General features: G+C 64.2%; 16 protein-coding genes. 9 read left to right on the forward strand and 7 right to left on the reverse strand.

The window, feature by feature from the left end:
• Positions 1-146: 146 nt before the first annotated feature.
• Together AACH55_RS02745 and AACH55_RS02750 are read left to right on the forward strand one after the other, a co-directional pair.
• Complete coding sequence (locus AACH55_RS02745) at positions 147-929, forward strand: helix-turn-helix domain-containing protein (protein WP_338717881.1); 783 nt, start codon at positions 147-149, stop codon at positions 927-929.
• A complete protein-coding gene (locus tag AACH55_RS02750; protein ID WP_338717883.1) occupies positions 926-1,792 on the forward strand; it encodes an IclR family transcriptional regulator in 867 nt (288 codons plus the stop codon). The genes AACH55_RS02745 and AACH55_RS02750 overlap by 4 nt, the downstream gene beginning before the upstream one ends.
• 285 nt (positions 1,793-2,077) lie before the next feature.
• Here the strand turns inward: AACH55_RS02750 and AACH55_RS02755 are convergent, their stop codons facing one another.
• On the reverse strand, positions 2,078-4,642 hold the full coding sequence (locus tag AACH55_RS02755; RefSeq protein ID WP_338717884.1) for an ATP-binding protein: 2,565 nt from the start codon (positions 4,640-4,642) through the stop codon (positions 2,078-2,080).
• A 331-nt stretch (positions 4,643-4,973) separates the two neighbouring features.
• Here AACH55_RS02755 and AACH55_RS02760 point away from each other — a divergent pair, with 331 nt between their 5' ends.
• Positions 4,974-6,944: an EAL domain-containing protein gene (locus AACH55_RS02760; protein WP_338717885.1), complete on the forward strand. Its 1,971-nt coding sequence runs from the start codon at positions 4,974-4,976 to the stop codon at positions 6,942-6,944.
• Here AACH55_RS02760 and AACH55_RS02765 read toward each other — a convergent pair.
• The 3 genes from AACH55_RS02765 to AACH55_RS02775 all read right to left on the reverse strand — a co-directional run bounded on the left by AACH55_RS02765 (position 6,917) and on the right by AACH55_RS02775 (position 8,889).
• On the reverse strand, positions 6,917-7,309 hold the full coding sequence (locus AACH55_RS02765) for a hypothetical protein (RefSeq protein ID WP_338717886.1): 393 nt from the start codon (positions 7,307-7,309) through the stop codon (positions 6,917-6,919). The two genes, AACH55_RS02760 and AACH55_RS02765, sit on opposite strands and share 28 nt — an antisense overlap.
• Before the next feature lie 75 nt (positions 7,310-7,384).
• Complete coding sequence (locus AACH55_RS02770) at positions 7,385-7,897, reverse strand: DUF892 family protein (RefSeq protein WP_338717887.1); 513 nt, start codon at positions 7,895-7,897, stop codon at positions 7,385-7,387.
• A gap of 89 nt (positions 7,898-7,986) precedes the next feature.
• Positions 7,987-8,889, reverse strand: coding sequence for a manganese catalase family protein (locus AACH55_RS02775; protein WP_338717888.1), 903 nt, complete (start codon positions 8,887-8,889; stop codon positions 7,987-7,989).
• A gap of 376 nt (positions 8,890-9,265) precedes the next feature.
• Here AACH55_RS02775 and AACH55_RS02780 point away from each other — a divergent pair, with 376 nt between their 5' ends.
• From AACH55_RS02780 to AACH55_RS02790, 3 genes are all read left to right on the forward strand, one after another.
• Entirely contained in the window at positions 9,266-10,213 is a 948-nt protein-coding gene (locus tag AACH55_RS02780; protein WP_338717889.1) for a ZIP family metal transporter, read from the forward strand.
• A gap of 14 nt (positions 10,214-10,227) precedes the next feature.
• The gene (locus tag AACH55_RS02785) at positions 10,228-10,806 is read left to right on the forward strand and encodes a hypothetical protein (protein WP_338717890.1); all 579 of its coding nucleotides are present in this window, start codon (positions 10,228-10,230) and stop codon (positions 10,804-10,806) included.
• An 87-nt stretch (positions 10,807-10,893) separates the two neighbouring features.
• A complete protein-coding gene (locus tag AACH55_RS02790; RefSeq protein WP_338717891.1) occupies positions 10,894-11,319 on the forward strand; it encodes a DUF4399 domain-containing protein in 426 nt (141 codons plus the stop codon).
• A 65-nt stretch (positions 11,320-11,384) separates the two neighbouring features.
• Here AACH55_RS02790 and AACH55_RS02795 read toward each other — a convergent pair whose 3' ends face one another.
• Both AACH55_RS02795 and AACH55_RS02800 read right to left on the reverse strand, forming a co-directional pair.
• Positions 11,385-11,876: a ferritin-like domain-containing protein gene (locus AACH55_RS02795; RefSeq protein WP_338717892.1), complete on the reverse strand. Its 492-nt coding sequence runs from the start codon at positions 11,874-11,876 to the stop codon at positions 11,385-11,387.
• Positions 11,877-11,989: 113 nt separating this feature from the next.
• The gene (locus AACH55_RS02800; protein ID WP_338717893.1) at positions 11,990-12,196 is read right to left on the reverse strand and encodes a KGG domain-containing protein; all 207 of its coding nucleotides are present in this window, start codon (positions 12,194-12,196) and stop codon (positions 11,990-11,992) included.
• Positions 12,197-12,459: 263 nt separating this feature from the next.
• Between AACH55_RS02800 and AACH55_RS02805 the strand changes: the two genes are divergently transcribed.
• Positions 12,460-12,690: a hypothetical protein gene (locus tag AACH55_RS02805; protein WP_338717894.1), complete on the forward strand. Its 231-nt coding sequence runs from the start codon at positions 12,460-12,462 to the stop codon at positions 12,688-12,690.
• Positions 12,691-12,763: 73 nt separating this feature from the next.
• Here the strand turns inward: AACH55_RS02805 and AACH55_RS02810 are convergent, their stop codons facing one another.
• Entirely contained in the window at positions 12,764-12,985 is a 222-nt protein-coding gene (locus tag AACH55_RS02810; RefSeq protein WP_338717895.1) for a hypothetical protein, read from the reverse strand.
• Positions 12,986-13,288: 303 nt separating this feature from the next.
• Between AACH55_RS02810 and AACH55_RS02815 the strand changes: the two genes are divergently transcribed.
• Positions 13,289-13,477 (forward strand): hypothetical protein, encoded by a 189-nt coding sequence (locus AACH55_RS02815; RefSeq protein WP_338717896.1) that lies wholly within the window; start codon positions 13,289-13,291, stop codon positions 13,475-13,477.
• A 77-nt stretch (positions 13,478-13,554) separates the two neighbouring features.
• A complete protein-coding gene (locus AACH55_RS02820; RefSeq protein WP_338717897.1) occupies positions 13,555-14,715 on the forward strand; it encodes a zinc-dependent alcohol dehydrogenase in 1,161 nt (386 codons plus the stop codon).
• Positions 14,716-14,802 lie beyond the last annotated feature (87 nt).

The raw sequence follows: 14,802 nt of genomic DNA on the forward strand, positions 1-14,802 counted from the left end.
TTTCTGCATCGAGGGCTTGTTCGTGCTGCACTGCACGCGAGTTGGTTTAGAATCCAGGCTCCGTGCCGGGTGGCACGTGAGTAGAACGCATCTCACGCCTATGGATGAAATGGGTTCTGGCAACCCTGCAACCTTGGAATCATCGGATGAGCGCATCCCCCGTCAAGACACAACGTGGCATCCAGAGTGTGGAAGTGGCCGGGCGCCTGCTGCAGGCGCTGGCCCAGGCGCGCCAGCCCTTGCCGCTGGTGGCGCTGGCGGCGGCGGCCGGGCTGTCCTCGGCGCAGGCCCACACCTATCTGGTGAGCCTGGTGCGGCTGGGACTGATCAAGCGCACGCCCGGCGATGGCCATTACGAGGCCGGCCCGCTGGCCCTGCGCCTGGGCATGGCGCGCCTGGCACAGGAGCCGGCCTATCGCGCGGCCCTGCCCCAGGTACAGCAGCTGAGCCAGGACACGGCCCTGAGCGTGGCCGTCACCTTGCCCACCCCGGCTGGTCCGACCATCGTGCATTACGCCCACGCCGGCCGGCCGCTGCACGTGAACCTGCACGTGGGCACCGTCATGGCCCTGTCGGAAACCGCGACCGGGCGCACCTATTGCGCCTATACCCCGTTCTCCGCGTGGCAGGCCTTGTGGGAGGCACAGCATCCGGGCCAGCCCAGGAGCCAACTCAACCGTTTCCATGAAGCACTCGATGCCATTCGCAAACGCGGCATGGAGCGCGCCGTCGACCTGCCCAGTCCGGGCGTGACCAGCCTGTGCATGCCGCTCCTGGATGCGCAGCAACAGTTGCTGCTGCTGGTGACGGTGATTGGCAGCAGCGGCGTGATCGATGCGGGATGGCGTGGTACGGTGGCACGCCAGTTGCGCGGCTGCATCGATGTCATTGCCGCCACGCTCGCCGCTGGCGAAGAGGACGCCGCATGAAAAAGACCACCCATCTGCCCGTGCCGATGCCCGATGAAGATGACGAAGACAGCGTGCGCAGCCAGCGCGGCATCCAGTCGCTCGACAGTACCGGGGCGCTGCTGGATGCCCTGCTGGAGGCCGGACGGCCGCTGCCGCTGGGCGACCTGGCCAGACTGGCGGGTATGCCTGCGGCCAAGGCCTTCCCGCATCTGGTGAGCTTGCAGAAGATCGGCTTGCTGGCGCGCGATGCCCAGGGCAATTTCTTCCCCGGTGCGCTCGGTCTCGATCTGGGACTGGCGGCCTTGCAGCGGCTCTCACCGCTGCGTGAAGCCGAGACGGAAGTGGCTACACTGGCGCAGGCGACCGGTTTGTCGGTGGCGCTCGCGCTGGTCGGCCCGCTGGGACCGACGGTGGTGCGGCTGGAGGAATCTTCGCGGCCGCAGCACGTGAGCCTGCGCATCGGCACGGTGCTGTCGATGGTGCATACCGCCATCGGCCGTGTCTGCGCGGCCTATCTGCCGCCCGATATGCTGGCCGGTGCTCTGGCCATGGATGCGATCCGCATGGAAGGCACCCAGGCCGACAGCGTGATCCACCCCGATGGCAGCCTGCGTCACGACTATGCCGAACGGCTGCGCCAGATTCGCTGGCAGGTCATGGACCAGGCGCTGGGACGTCCGGTGCCGGGCATCCATACCCTGGCCGCGCCGGTCTTCAACCACGCCGGACAACTGGCACTGGTGATGGCCGTCATGGGCAGCAGCGGCAGTTTCGATACCGCCATCGGGGGCGATGTGGCCCAGCTGCTGCGGGCGGCGGCGCACGCCGTATCGTGGCGCCTGGGCGCGGTCGAACAAGTCGCGCCGGCCGTTTCGGAATAATTAGAACCCATTTCATAAATAGGCGTGAGTGCGAGCGAGTCCCGTTTGGGATGAAGTGCAAGGCGCGAATTTGGGTCAAGACTGGGCGTCTTGACCCAAATTCGTAACGCAGCAATTCGCCCAAACGGGCCGCTCCCTCCGGGTTCTGTCCAGAAAGGGCGCTGGCCGCGTTGCACTCCTTGCGTGTGGCACCGCCACACGACGCGTCGCGCGCCTTGCCAGCGCCCTTTCTGGACAGAACGCATCTCACGCCTATTTATGAAATGGGTTCTATTTATATCGTTTTCAGCCAGTGGTGCTGCGGCTTTCCAGGATGGACTGCACGCGTTGTGTCAGCGTTTCCATCTTGAACGGTTTGGTCAGCAGCTGCATGCCGGCAGGCAGATGGCCGTGGCCGAAGGCGGCATTCTCCGCATAGCCGGTGATGAAGAGCACCTGCAGTTGCGGTCGCGCCGCCCGCGCGGCATCGGCCACCTGGCGGCCATTGAGTCCGCCCGGCAAACCGACGTCGGTGATGAGCAGGTCGATGCGGGCTGCCGAGTGCAGGATGCGCAGGGCGGCCGGTCCGTCCTCGGCCTGCAGCACGGCATAGCCGGCGTCGTTGAGTACTTCGGCGACCAGCAGGCGGATCGGCGCTTCGTCATCCACCACCAGCACCACTTCGCCATTGCCGGCCCTCCCCGGGGCACTGGCGGGTTCGGCTTGCTCGGCTGGCGCGTCTTCCAGATGGCGCGGCAGATACAGCGTCGCCGTGCTGCCCTGGCCGACTTCCGAATACAGCCGCACCTGCCCGCCGGACTGCCGCGCGAAACCGTACACCATGGACAGCCCCAGCCCGGTGCCTTCACCGATAGGCTTGGTGGTGAAGAACGGGTCGAAGGCGCGCGCCAGCACGTCCGGTGGCATGCCGGTGCCATTGTCGGTGACGGCGATGCAGACATATTGTCCGGCCGGCAGATCACGTTCCTGCGCCCATTTGTCATCGAGCCACTTGTTGGCGGTTTCGATGGTCAGGCGTCCGCCATCGGGCATGGCATCGCGTGCATTGATGCACAGGTTCAGCAGGGCGCTTTCCAGTTGCGGTCCGTCCACGAAGGTCGGCCACAGGGCGACGGCCGTGACCACCTCCAGCGTGATGGCCGGACCGATGGTGCGGCGGATCAGCTCTTCCATGTCGCCAATGAGTGCGTTGACGTTGGTGGGACGGGGTGCCAGCGGCTGGCGGCGCGCAAAGGCCAGCAGGCGTTGCGTGAGCGAGGCCGCCCGTTGCGCACTGCGCGCGGCCAGATCGATGTAGCGTAAGAGTTCTTCGCTGCGCCCTTGCACCAGGCGCACCCGCATCAGGTCCAGGCTGCCGGTGATGCCGCCCAGGAGATTGTTGAAGTCATGCGCCAGGCCACCGGTCAACTGGCCGATGGCCTCGATCTTCTGCGAATGGCGTAGCGCTTCTTCGGTGGCCATCAGTTCGCGGGTGCGGGCGCTGACTTCGGCTTCCAGTGACTCGTTGATCTCGCGCAGGCGCGCTTCGCTGGCGGCCAGCGCCTGCTGGTTGCGGATGCGTTCAAAGGCCGCCTGCGTCTGCTGACTGATGTCGCGCACGATGGCCAGCTCATTGTCGGTCCAGGTACGGGGCACATTGCTGCTGACGTACACGATACCGGTCACCTGGCCCTCGTCGATCAGCGGCACGTCCATGAAGGAGACCACGCCGCACGCCAGGTGTTGCTGTTTCAGGTCGGCGGTTCGGGCATCGCGGCCGACGTCGCCGACCAGCACCACGCTGCGGCTGCGCAGGGCCTGCTTCAGACGGCGTTGGTCATGCAGGGCCAGGGCCGCCGCGCCGCTCTCATCGGAGTGGAACGACCATTGGCCCAGCTGCTCGACCTGCTGTTGCGGCCCCAGCGTCTTGTAGCTGACCCAGCGCGCCGTGAGTGCATCGCCGATGATGTGGGCGGCGGCACTGGCAATGTCCTGCAAGGAGTCGGCCGCGCGGATCGCTTCAGCCAGGCGGAACAGGGCATGCTGGCGGGCCTCGCTGTTCTTGCGTTCGGTGACGTCGCGGGTGGTGCCGGCCACGGCCTCGACTTCGCCGTCCGGGCCCAGCACCGGGAAGATGATGTAGTCGTAGATGCGGCGGCCGAAGGTGCCGTTGAACGGCACATCGCCGCGCACCGGACGCTTGGTGGCGCGCACCTGCTCGATCTCGCGGCTGTGCATTTCGGCGTGCCAGGGCTCGTAGCCCAGTTCCAGGCAATTATTGCCGATGGCCTCGTCCCAGGTCTTGCCCCACATCTGCAGCAGCACGCGGTTGGCGTAGGTGAAACGATGGTTCAGATCCCAGGCATAGGCCAGGTCAGGGGTGGTGGAGAGGAAGGTTTCGTAGAAACGTCGTCGGCGCTCGGATTGCTGCGTCAGGCGCGCCACCTCGGCAATGCCGTCCCGGTGCCGGGCTTGCGCGGACGAGGGCGGGGCCGCCCTCAGGCTGACCGCCACCCCTTGCGCCTGCGCATAGCAGATCACCTCGTAGACGTGCGTCTGGCCGGGTGGTGTGTAGAGGCATTGACGGCTCTGACCATCGGCCAGGGTCGCGCGCAGCGGGGTCTCCAGTGCGCCGCCGGCCAGGGCCGGACAAGCCTGCCACAGAACTTCACCGGTCAGCGAGGGTGCGCTGCCCTGAGGCTGGCCCAGCAATGCCAGGGCGGCCTCGTCCAGATAGACCAGGCGCCAGTGCGCATCGACCGCGAAATACGCGGCCGCGAGCGGGGCAGCAAGCGGGGCAGCAAGCGGGGCAGCAACGGCTGATCCGGCAGCAAGCTGCAGGGGATCGGCACGAGAGGAAAGCTCGGACATGACGTACCTTGATTTCTGGTTACGCCCGATTGTAGATGAGCCTTGGTGAGTATGCTGTAGGACAAGCGCCTGACTTGCGAACCATGTCCGGGAAAACGGAGCAAAAGCTGCTTCACGGAAACGCTTGCCGTGCGGCAGGCTGAACGCAGCGTTCCGACACGCCTTCGGGCAACTCCTGATCGGGCGGAAAGCGGGCATACTTCAGGCTTTTCCTGAGTTTGCCGTGCCGTTGAGCCTCCTATAATGAGCTTGCGGATGACAAATGCCTGCGTGCCGCGCTGTTGATGGCGTACTGCGGCGGCGTAAAAAATGAAAAGGCACTGAGCACAGGATGTCTGCTTCCTCATTGATGCACAGGGTGCGCCGCTACTGGCGCGTCGACTACGATCAGCCTGAGCTGCTCATCGCGCAGTATCGTGCGTTCTCCGGCAATATGCCGATGATGTACCTGATCCTGCTGATCAACAGCTGGGCGCTGGCACAGACCTACTTTCCACTGGCACCTCAATGGCTGAGCTTGTATTACCCGGCGCTGCTGACGGTGCTGTGCGCCATGCGGCTGACGTACTGGTGGCGTGGCCGACATGTCGATCCCACGCCGGGGATGGCGGCCAGGGCTCTCAAACGGACCAATTTCCTGGCGGCACCGATTGCGTTCAGCTTCTCGCTGTGGTCGGTGATGCTGTTTCCCTACGGCGACAGTTATGCCCAGGCCCACGTGGCCTTCTATATGGGCATCACCGTCGTCTGCTGCATCTTCTGCCTGATGTACCTGCGCTCGGCGGCGCTGTCGGTGGCGCTGATCGTCAATGGCATCTTTACGCTGTTCTTCCTGTCCACCAACATCCCGACCTTCGTGGCCGCCGCCCTGAACGTGGTGCTGGTGACCATTGGCATGTTGGCCATCGTCAACAGCCACTACTCTGATTTCACCCGTCTGATCGATGCCCAGGTCAAGACCGGGTTGCTGAGCGACGAGAACCTGCGCCTGGCCAACATCGATTCGTTGACGGGCATCCCCAACCGGCGCAAGTTCTTCGCCCGGCTCGATGAGATATGCACCCGTGCCACCGGCAGTGGTCAGCGCTTCGCCGTCGCCATTCTCGATCTCGATGGTTTCAAGGCCGTCAATGACCTGTATGGCCACACCCATGGTGACCAGCTCTTGGTGGAAGTGGGCCAGCGCCTGTCGGCGGTCTGCCATGACGAGCGCTTCCATCTGGCGCGACTGGGGGGAGACGAGTTCGCCATCATCATCGATGCCGACCTGAGCGACGAGGCCCTGCAACAGTTTGGTGGCCGCATCTGCGATGCGCTGCGCCAGCCCTTCGTGCTGTACAAGGCCACGGTGCAGATTGCCGCATCGGTGGGTGTGGCCACTTTCCCGGACATGGCCGTCGATGCCAGCTCGCTCTACGAGCACGCCGACTATGCCCTGTACCAGGGCAAGCGCGAACGGCGCGGTACCGTGACGCTCTTTTCGGAACAGGACAAGGCGCAGATCCAGCGCAATGCCAATATCGAACAAGCCTTGCGACTGGCCGATTTTGACCGCGAACTGTCGGTGTACTTCCAGCCCATCGTGCGCCTGGATGATTGCCAGCCGATCGCCTTCGAAGCCCTGGCGCGCTGGCATAGTGCGGTCAAGGGAACGGTGGCACCGATGGAATTCATCCCGGCGGCCGAACGCATGGGCATCATCAATCAGTTGAGCGTGATCCTGCTCAGGAAAGCCCTGCAGGCCGCCGCCACGTGGCCGCCGGAGATTCGCCTGTCCTTCAATCTCTCGGCCAATGACATCAATACCCGCGAAGGGATGGAGCAGATCGTGGAGGTCATCACCCGTTCCGGCGTCTGCGCTTCGCGCGTGGATCTGGAAATCACCGAGACGGCAGTGCTGCAGGATCTGCAGAAGTCGCGGCAGCTGGTGAGCAATTTGCGCCAGCTGGGATGCGGGATCACGCTCGATGATTTCGGTACCGGCTATGCCAGCCTGAGCCACCTGCATGCCCTGCCACTCACGCGCATCAAGGTCGACAAGAGCTTCGTGGCCGATATCGACCACAATGCGGTCAGCCGCAAGATCGTCAAGTCGCTGCTGGCCCTGACGCATGACATGCAACTGGCCTGTGTGGTGGAAGGGGTGGAAACGCTCGCGCACCTGGAAAGTCTGCGCGAGCTGGGGGCCTTGTACGGACAGGGCTATCTGTTTTCCGTTCCGCTGGCGGCGGAGCAGGCGCATGCCTGGCTACAGGCGCAGCGCGCCGCACCGCTTCAACGCGAGGCAGCGCCGCGCAACTGACGTGCCGCGTCGAAATCCATGCCGCTGGCGCGATAGACTTCCTGCAGCGCGTTGAGGATGTGCGGGTCGCGCGTGCTCACCAGCAGCAACGCTTCGCAGGACCAGAACACCTCCTGCCTTCCTGCTCCCACGTTGGGATCATCGCGGCTGCCGAGCATGTCCATCCAGCTGCTGTCGAAGTGGACGTCGGTTTCCTTGTACTCGAGGATGAAGTTGCCGCTGGAAGGACCGGCTTCGTCATCCATGACGCGCAACTCCAGTTGCTCCGCCGTAAGGCCGCGTTCGCGCAAAGCGTCATAGGCACGCTCGGCGCTGGCCAGTGTGGGGAAGGGAAAGACCGCCACCGTGGGTTCCTGCGTGCTCATCGAAATCTCCTTGTTCAGATGCTGGCAGGCGGCGGCATCGACCCTCTGGTCGCACTGCCGCAGCCTTGGCGTGGGCTAGACCTTGGCCTTCTCGCCCGGCGTGGCTGATCGCACCAGGAAGTCGCGCGTCACCGTGGGCAGGTTGTTGAGCATCCAGGTGCTCATGGCTTTTTCCTGTTCCAGAATCTGTGTGCAGATGCGCTCGGTTTCGCTGTCGCCGGCTTCGCGGGCGGCGGCGATCAGCGAGGTATAGCAGGCGATCTCCAGGTTCTCGAAGACATAGCCGGCAATGGCGCCCTTGACCACTTCATCGTGCTGGGTCATGCCGCCGGCGGCTTGTGCGAATGCGGTCATGCGACCGGCCATGTCCTTGAACAGGGAGGCGCTGCCGTTGAGCCGCCTGATGCAGCCCTCCACCAGTTCCTGCTGCCCCAGGGTTTCCTGCAGGTGCGACTCCAGCCGCGCTTTGAGTTCGGGGTAATGATCGATGCGGCTGGCCTGGGCCTTGAGCATCTGTTCGGCTTGCTGTTCCATGGCGTGGGCATCCTTGAGCCAGGCCAGCAGGTTTTCGTTGACGTCGGTGGTCATGACATTCTCCTTGTCGGTGTGGCCGTCGCGTGTCAGCGGCGGTGGCGCCTTGCCGGCGGCAAGGCGCACTCAGCGGTGCGGGCTGATGCTCAGGGCTTCTTGGCCTTGAGGTTCATTTCGGGATCGGCCGAACCGATCTCGGCGCCCGTGAGGGACTCGCCATCCTGAGCCGAGGCGGTACGCGCTGCCATCTGGTCCAGCATCGCCTGTTCTTCCGCGCCCAGTTCGACCGTGGCCTGGCCATCGCCGCCATCGACCGGGGTCAGCGCTTCGGCGCCATCCAGACGCTCCCACTGCCTGCCGTCATTCCACGGACCGGTCTGCTCGCCCAGGCCTTGCGAGAGATTGACGTAGACCTTGGAGAAGCGCGGATCGCCAGGCATCTTGCCGGGAGGGAAGTTGGGGCGGATCGAATAGAGCGCTTTTTCAAACGACTTCTGGTGCGCAATCTCGCGTGTCATCAGGAAGCCCAGGGCTTCCTTCACGCCCGGATCATCGGTCAGGTTGATCAGCCGTTCATAGACGATCTTGGCGCGCGCCTCGGCGGCGATGTTGGAGCGCAGGTCGGCGGTCGGTTCGCCGATGGTATCGATGTAGGCGGCACTCCACGGCACGCCGGCCGAATTGACCAGCGGCGCCCCGGCACCATAGAGCAGCTGGGTGATGTGGCTGTCGTTGCCCGCGCCGGTGATTTCCTTGTAGAGCAGGCCTTCTTCTTCCACACCCTCGGCCAGTTTGCCCTTGGCGCCCTTGTTGAGCATGACGACGATGTTGCCGATCACTTCGAGGTGGCTCAGTTCTTCGGTGGCGATATCGAAGAGCATGTCCTTGCGGCCGGGATCGTCCTCGGCGATGGCCTGCGTGAAGTAGCGGCAGGCAGCGGCGAGTTCGCCTTGCGGGCCGCCGAATTGTTCCAGCATCAGATTGGCCAGCCCTGGATTGGGGCCGGCGACGCGTACCGTGTATTGCAGGCGCTTGTTGTGAGCGAACATATCGGACTCCTTGTCGAGGTCGGGGGATTAATGGGCAGAAGCGGGGCAGAAGCCGGGCAGAAGCTGAACGCGACCGACTCGCCGCAGGTCCGGCACAGCGGTGCGTTCAACAGAGGCTTCATGCTAGGAGGCGAGCGCTCAGCCATACCATCGGCGCGAGCGGAAAACAGGCGGTGATCGTTGACGATGACGCGTGTCGGAGATCCTTAGCGCGGCAGCAGCTGGCCGTCGGACGACCACAGGTCCGACATTCAGTGTTAGTCCGATGGAGCCCATGACGGCGCGCCGCTAGACTCGGAGACTTCCATCATCTTGTGTGTCTGCACTGGCCATGCGCTGATTGCAGGCACGCCCACTCCGCTCAGGCAAGGACAACATGCTCAAGAAAGTCGAGCCCTCCGTGACCAGCTTCACGCTCTTGGAGGCGGAACCGGCGCCGGTCTCCGCCGAGACCGCTGCGGCATCTGCCACCCCTGCTGACCCCGATGCCATTCGACTGCGCTGGCCGCTGGTCGCCCTGGGGGTGGTGATGCTGGCCGCGGTCATCGGCTGGTGGAGTGCGCAGGATGAACGCATCTGGCGCGCCTATTGCGGCGGGATGGCCGCCGCCGCAGCGACGGCGGCAGGCACCTTGCCTCTGTTCTTGTCGCGCCGTTTCTCGCCGCGCATGGCCGATTGCTGTACCGGCTTTGGTGCGGGCGTGATGCTGGCGGCGTCGGTGTTCTCGCTGATCCTTCCTGCCCTGCACAGTCTGGAGGAGAGCGGGGCCGGCAAGCAGATGGCCAGTCTCGTCACCGGTGCCAGCGTGCTCTGCGGTGCGCTGCTGGTGCTGGCGCTGCAACGCGCCGGGCAGGGCCATGACGAGCTGGCGCGTCAGGCGGCATTGCGACGGGTGTGGCTGTTCGTACTTACCGTCGGGCTGCACAATCTCCCCGAAGGTCTGGCCGTGGGCGTGGCCTATGGCGGCGTGGCACCGGAGCAGGCCTCGGTACTGACCTTCGGCATCGCCTTGCAGGACATCCCGGAGGGCATGATCGTCGCCACGGCCTTGCGTGGCATCGGTTACTCGCGCGCTGACGCCATCGGCTGCGGCATTCTCTCGGGACTGGTGGAGCCGCTGGCCGCAGTGGCAGGCGCAGCCCTGGTCTCGCTGTCGGCCGCGATGTTGCCCTGGGCACTGGGCGGCGCGGCGGGAGCGATGCTATTCGTGCTGGCCCATGAGGTGATTCCCGATCCGCATCGCCGCCGCGATGCGCTGGCGGCGACCTGCTGCCTCATCGCCGGCTTCGTGCTGATGATGGTGATGGACACGGCGCTCTCATGAAGGAGAACAACATCATGGCCAGCTCCGCCTCTGCAGGCGATCCCGCCCTCGTGGCGCCGACGCTGACCTATGTCGAACTCTGGCGCGGCGCCGAGCTGCTCATCCGCAAGGCGGGGCAAGAGCAGTCCGGTTCGCGCTGGGTATTCCTGTCGGCCTTGATGATGCTGTCGTTTTGTCTGGAAGCCTATCTCAGCCATGCCGGTCCCTTGTTGTTCGGCACAGCCTGGAACGAAGGCCGGGAGGCGCACGGCAGCAAGGACGTGAAGGCCAGGCTGCGGCTGGTCTGTGCCGCGTGCGGAGTGGAACTGGAGGCGCCACACAAGTACCGCACCGTGGCGCTCACGCTGCTGGAACTGCGCGCCAGCCTGGGTCAGGCGACCCAGGTGCGCTTGCAGGTGCCCGGCACATCTTCGGCCCGGCGCGCGGTGCCTTCCGAGAGCGCGCTGGATCCGGCCGAGCTTGCCTTCGACCCCGCCTGGGCGCCTTATTGTGAACGTAGCGTAGTGCTCGATTACCGCGTCCAGTTGCGCAGCTTGCTGGCCAAGCTGCATGCGCGCTTGCCCCGGCAGGCGCGTGGCCCGCTATCGATCTGAGTCCCGTCGGGACGCGGCCAGGGTTCTATCCCGGCGATGGCCGCGTCAGGCGCCGGCTCTTCCTTTTTCATCCCGACAGGAGTCCTCATGTTCCATTCTTTTTTCCGACGCAAGCTGCAGGCCGTTACCTGTGCAGGCACGCTGCTGCTGGCGATGCACGCCCTGCCCGCCATGGCGGACGAGCCCACCTTGAGTATCCTCGAACCCAAGAGCGGCCAGACCGTCACCAGTCCCTTCCGCGTGCGCCTGGCGGCGCACTCCATGAGCACCCGACCGGCGGGCAAGCTGGTGGAGGGTACGGGACATCACCATATCCTCATCAATCACGCGCCTGTAGGCAAGGGCGAGATCATCCCGCATGACGATACCCATCTGCATCTGGACGACGGCCAGACCGAGACCACGGTTTCGCTACCGCCCGGCAAGTACAAACTCACGGCGCAGTTCGCCGATGGCGAGCACCGTTCGTACGGACACATGATGGCGCATGGGATCAATATCACCGTCAAGTAGCGCAGAGGCAAACAGGCCGGCGCCCGTGTAGGGGGCCGGCCTGCTGCGCGAGTGGGATTGCGGGCTCAGGCAGCCTGTTGCTGGTTGACCTTTTGCAGTGCCAGCTGGCTGAGCTTTTCGTCCGTGGCTTTTTCTTCCTGCAGGGTTTCGTCGAGCAGCCGGGCGGCATCGTCCAGCCCCAGTTGCCTGGCCAGCGCGCACAGGGTGCCGTAGGTGGCGATTTCGTAGTGTTCCACCTTTTGCGCAGCGCCGATCAGGGCGGCATCGAGCACCGGGCCCTTCTCGATTTCGTCGATCTGCTCGCGGCCTTCTTCGACCAGACCTTCCATGGCCACGCACTTGATGCGCTTGAGGCGCAGCTCGGCATTGTCCACCAGTCGGTCGATGCGCTCGATCTGTCCCTGGGTTTCTTCCAGGTGCTTTTCAAACGCCTGGCGCAGCTCGGGCGTGGTGGCGGCACGGGCCAGACGGGGCAGGGCGCGGGTGAGTTGCTTCTCGGCGCTATAGACGTCGGAGAGGCTGTGGATAAACAGGTCTTTGAGGGTCTTGACGGTCATGCTGATCTCCTTGGACGGTAGGGCGTGATCGGGATGATGGGAGTAATGGAAGTAAAGCGATGCGCAGCAAAAAGGGCCCCGCAGGGCCCTCTGCCTTCAGCAATCCACCGCCATTAGCGGTTGTTGCCCTGGTTGCCGCCGCCGTGGCTGTTCTGACCGCCCTTGCGGCCGGCCTCACGGGCTTCTTCGGAGCTGAACTCGTGCGCGGTCCCCTTTTCGTGGGCGGCCTTGCCGCCCTGGCTGGCGATCTCGCGCTGCTTGTCTTCATCCATCGAAGCGAAGCCGCGGTTGCTGGTCGAGCCTTGGTTTTGGTTTGCCATGATGTATCTCCTTTGTGTCATGAGGGGTGGAAAATTCCGCAGGGCTTTGTCTTCCCTACGAGTCCTCATCTTAGGCAGGTGGCGTTGGTCGCGATATCAGCGTGTTGCCCGATGAGAGGGTGGCGTAAGCTGTCAGTGATGCCAGCATCCGTGAAGAAGAGCCCGCGCTCTGGCGTGCCGCAGGTGATCAGGAACCAACGCCGTGCAACGGACTCCATGCCATGTTCATGGCAGCCGATGTCTGCCGATACCGGGATACCACAATGAAGAAGAAACAAGCGCTGATTGAGGGAGTGAACCGGCTCAGGGCCTCACACGAACAGGCGGCCGGCATCCTGCAGGCTATCGTGCATGACGCGGTGAGGTTCAGCAAAGGAAGCGGTGACCTGCCCGGGCGTCGCGACTTTCGCCGCTATCGCCGCGCCATCAAGGAATTGAAATTGCAATGCCTGCAGGTGGAAATGGTGCTGGCCGAATTCGACCGCGAGGAGTGAGCTCTACCGTCGGGCATCGGAAGAAACTGATCTGCCGGGGCAACGCATCTCGCAGATTTAATGTGAACAGGCCCTAGAGCTGCGGGCTGTTTTCCCGCATGTCCTGCTCCGAATAATTGCCGCCTTCCGGTTTGTTGCCGGAGCCGGGTTTGTCGCTGTCGCCCGGTGCGTGGCGCTGGCCACGGTCGAGCATGTCTCGTTCATTGGTGCCACTGGGCGGATTGCCTTTTGTCTGCAGATCTTGCGGGCCGGATGTGTCGGCAGCGTGGGTATGCTTGTTCAGGGCGTCGGTCATGATGCTCTCCTTGTGTTCAGGTGAATGAACTACACGGCCACAGGGCGCGGTGCAGATGATCCTCGCGATGCTACTGCGCGCGGCGCGCGGTGTATGTCGGCGGGTGCCGCGTGCGTGGGGTCCAAATGCGCACGTCGCCGCTTCCTGCATTGCCCTGGCTGCTGCGCTCATCAAGTAGCGCCGACCCGTCCGACAGCCGCTGCCCACAAGGCTAGGCGTGGCTCGCTGATGGTTGCGGCGCGGGGCGCTGTTTAGTCTGGAGGCTCCTGTTTTTCCCTCCACTGTCCGGTCAAGGAGCCCAGCATGTCCATCGAATCCAAGTTGCCCACCCGCGCCAATTCCAGCCCTGCACAGTCCAGCGGCGAAGCCACCAGCCAGCCGGCCCGCAGCGATCATGTGGAAGCCCGGGAAACCAGCACCGACAACGCCAACAAGGAAATCGCCAAGCCCGAATTCGACATCGTGCAGGACGTCGCCCGCGCACCGCGCTGAGCGCTTGTCGATTTTCGCGAGGAAGGCGCCGCCAGCGCTGTCCTCTTGTCTGCGGCCAGCTCATCCAAGGAGAAACCATGCGCGCATTGCTCTACCATTCCGCCCACGATGTGCGGGTCGAGACCGTACCCGATCCCATCATTCAAGAGGCTGACGACATCATCCTCAAAGTCACGGCCACCGCCATCTGCGGCTCCGACCTGCACCTGTATCGCGGCAAGATTCCCGCCACCAAGGCGGGCGACATCCTCGGCCATGAATTCATGGGCGTGGTGGTCGAGACCGGCCCGGGCGTGAAGCGCCTCAAGAAAGGGGATCGCGTGGTGGTGCCCTTCGTCATCGCCTGCGGCCAGTGCTTCTTCTGTGACCAGCATCTGTACGCCGCGTGTGAAACCACCAACCCTGACCGCGGCGCCATCATGAATGGCAAGGGCATACGCTCCGGCGCGGCCATGTTCGGTTACAGCCACTTGTATGGCGGCATGCCGGGCGGGCAGGCACAGTACGTGCGGGTGCCCAAGGCCGACGTCGGTCCCATCCGCATCGACTCAGCGCTGGCCGATGAGCAGGTGCTGTTCCTGAGCGATATCCTTCCCACCGGCTATCAGGCCGTCAAGAACGCCGGCGTGCGCGAGGGCTCCAGCGTGGCCATCTACGGCGCCGGCCCGGTCGGACAGATGGCGGCCGCCTGCGCGCGCATGCTGGGTGCGGAAAAGATCTTCATCGTCGATCATCACGATTACCGCTTGCGTTTCGCCACCGAGCAGTACGGAGCCATCCCCATCAACTTCGACCAGGTGGACCCCGGCGAGACCATCATCGCCAATACCGCCGGGCGTGGCGTGGATGCAGTGATTGATGCAGTGGGCTTCGAAGCCAAGGGCAGCGTGCTGGAAACCGCCATGACCAACCTCAAACTCGAAGGCAGCAGCGGTCAGGCACTGCGCCATTGCATCGCCTCGGTGCGGCGCGGCGGTACCGTGAGCGTGCCGGGCGTTTATGCGGGCTTCATTCATGGCTTCCTGTTCGGCGACATCTTCGAGAAAGGCCTGACCATCAAGACCGGTCAGACCCACGTGCAGCATTACATGCCCGAGCTGCTGGCCAGCATCGAGGATGGCTGGCTGCGTCCGGAGGCGATCATCACCCATCGCCTGCCCCTGGAACAGGCCGCCGAGGGGTATCGCATCTTCAATGAGAAACGCGAGGAATGCCGCAAGGTTGTGCTGACGGCCTGATGCCGACATGGCGCGCAACGCGAGAGGCGACCGGGTTATTCCGGTCGCTTTTTTTATGGTCCAGCCATTGGAGACTGCTGTTTTGTG

The sequence above is a fragment of the Herbaspirillum sp. DW155 genome (assembly GCF_037076565.1).
Taxonomy (GTDB): Bacteria; Pseudomonadota; Gammaproteobacteria; order Burkholderiales; family Burkholderiaceae_D; genus Herbaspirillum.

Bases quoted from the DNA above. Each gene is read 5' to 3' on its own strand.
- AACH55_RS02745 (WP_338717881.1), top strand. From the start codon at position 147: ATGAGCGCATCCCCCGTCAAGACACAACGTGGCATCCAGAGTGTGGAA.
- AACH55_RS02750 (WP_338717883.1), top strand. From the start codon at position 926: ATGAAAAAGACCACCCATCTGCCCGTGCCGATGCCCGATGAAGATGAC.
- AACH55_RS02755 (WP_338717884.1), bottom strand. From the start codon at position 4,642: ATGTCCGAGCTTTCCTCTCGTGCCGATCCCCTGCAGCTTGCTGCCGGA.
- AACH55_RS02760 (WP_338717885.1), top strand. From the start codon at position 4,974: ATGTCTGCTTCCTCATTGATGCACAGGGTGCGCCGCTACTGGCGCGTC.
- AACH55_RS02765 (WP_338717886.1), bottom strand. From the start codon at position 7,309: ATGAGCACGCAGGAACCCACGGTGGCGGTCTTTCCCTTCCCCACACTG.
- AACH55_RS02770 (WP_338717887.1), bottom strand. From the start codon at position 7,897: ATGACCACCGACGTCAACGAAAACCTGCTGGCCTGGCTCAAGGATGCC.
- AACH55_RS02775 (WP_338717888.1), bottom strand. From the start codon at position 8,889: ATGTTCGCTCACAACAAGCGCCTGCAATACACGGTACGCGTCGCCGGC.
- AACH55_RS02780 (WP_338717889.1), top strand. From the start codon at position 9,266: ATGCTCAAGAAAGTCGAGCCCTCCGTGACCAGCTTCACGCTCTTGGAG.
- AACH55_RS02785 (WP_338717890.1), top strand. From the start codon at position 10,228: ATGGCCAGCTCCGCCTCTGCAGGCGATCCCGCCCTCGTGGCGCCGACG.
- AACH55_RS02790 (WP_338717891.1), top strand. From the start codon at position 10,894: ATGTTCCATTCTTTTTTCCGACGCAAGCTGCAGGCCGTTACCTGTGCA.
- AACH55_RS02795 (WP_338717892.1), bottom strand. From the start codon at position 11,876: ATGACCGTCAAGACCCTCAAAGACCTGTTTATCCACAGCCTCTCCGAC.
- AACH55_RS02800 (WP_338717893.1), bottom strand. From the start codon at position 12,196: ATGGCAAACCAAAACCAAGGCTCGACCAGCAACCGCGGCTTCGCTTCG.
- AACH55_RS02805 (WP_338717894.1), top strand. From the start codon at position 12,460: ATGAAGAAGAAACAAGCGCTGATTGAGGGAGTGAACCGGCTCAGGGCC.
- AACH55_RS02810 (WP_338717895.1), bottom strand. From the start codon at position 12,985: ATGACCGACGCCCTGAACAAGCATACCCACGCTGCCGACACATCCGGC.
- AACH55_RS02815 (WP_338717896.1), top strand. From the start codon at position 13,289: ATGTCCATCGAATCCAAGTTGCCCACCCGCGCCAATTCCAGCCCTGCA.
- AACH55_RS02820 (WP_338717897.1), top strand. From the start codon at position 13,555: ATGCGCGCATTGCTCTACCATTCCGCCCACGATGTGCGGGTCGAGACC.